Here is a 1,417-nt window from a genome sequence, read left to right as displayed (position 1 = left end):
CATGGGGACATCCTTCCAGCCCGCCCATGCTGGGCAAGCCAACTCAGATGTCACCTATTCGTGCAGCAGACCCGACATTCGATATGGTGTCGACGCTTGGAGGCTTTCGACCAGCCTTTCCCTCGGCGCCGGGAAGTGGGATTCCTTCAGCCAAGCAAGTGTCTAAATATGTGCCGAAAGATCGGGCCGTTGAGGAGTTCAGAAGCTCAGGCTCTTCGCCGCATTCGGGGGCGTTGTCGGCGAGCCACACGCCGAGGATTGACATGCCGCGCACGGTGCAGGAGATGAGATTGTGGGACGTGCGGCGGCGGTGTGCTGGTTTGAGCGCTTCATCTTTCAAGAGTCGCCACGTGATGTTGCGCGCCCATTTTTGTGGGATGCTCCTGAGAGAGATCGGATTTCGGCGTAGATGCTTTCCTCTGGTTTTGAACAGTGCGGCGCCGACCATGACCGGGTCGAACCAGCCCTCTTGCATGCTCTGTTCCGCCGTAACGGAAACTGGCCGAGCAAGGTCGACGAGACGCTTGTGGAGATTGATGTCCTGTTTCCCTGAAGGCGGGCTTTCCGTTGCTACCTCGGCTAGTGACTGGACTCTAGTTTCCCGGAGCCAGTCGATCCAGCCTCGGAGCATGAACACCGGGGTACGGGCTGCGTGGTCACTGCCGTCGAGACGCCACAGCGCGTATCGGATCTCTCGGTGCAGTCGCTCGGGCAACAGGTCAAGGCGTAGCAGTTGTTCGGAGTTCCAGCTACGCATCGGGCGAGCAGTTCGCTCGCTGACTTGCCATGCTTCCCAGTCGATCGCAGGGGACGCTTCGGCAGCGAAGTTCCAACGCTGCCAGTGCGAGCGGCACAAGGTCCGATCTCCCCCGGGAGAGGACGAGACAGCGTCGTGGACGCATCCATGAATAAGACATTCTGGTAGCGGCACAAGGGTGCGGCTTGAGCGCCACGCTTCCTCGTTGAACACGGCATCGCGCACGAACGCGCGTTGGCGGGATCGACGGCACGATGTGCAATATCCGTCAGTGTATTGAGCCTCTCTTACCCTGCAGCCGAGGCAGTTTGGGTTGCGGCGTAGCGCCCACCCCCATTTCTGGGATGCCGTCTTGGTTCGCTGAGCCGTCGCAACGAACTCGTCGAACGACTGGCCACTATCTGCCTTGTCCCTCGCATGGCTGGTGCACAGTCGAGTTACCTGTGAAATGTTTGAGCACCCGGGAACCCAGCAATGCCACAACAGGATTGGATGATGCATTGGAATCGTGACCGGCTCCGCGGTCAGCCAATCGGGGAACGCTCGGCTGGCAAGTTCGTAGCGTTGCTCGGGCAAGACGCCGGGGTCTGCTGCACGAATAGGTGACATCTGAGTTGGCTTGCCCAGCATGGGCGGGCTGGAAGGATGTCCCCATGGCAA

General features: G+C 60.0%; 1 protein-coding gene. It reads right to left on the bottom strand.

The window, feature by feature from the left end; genetic code table 11:
* Positions 1–43: 43 nt before the first annotated feature.
* Positions 44–1,417 (bottom strand): hypothetical protein (locus tag AWC08_RS35080; RefSeq protein WP_218621741.1); only part of this gene is annotated, 1,374 nt, incomplete at its 5' end.

This window comes from Mycobacterium gordonae, assembly GCF_002101675.1.
In the GTDB taxonomy this organism is placed as follows: Bacteria; Actinomycetota; Actinomycetes; order Mycobacteriales; family Mycobacteriaceae; genus Mycobacterium; species Mycobacterium gordonae.
The sequence above is the reverse complement of the archived record's forward strand: the minus strand, read 5'-3'. Positions and strand labels throughout refer to the sequence as shown.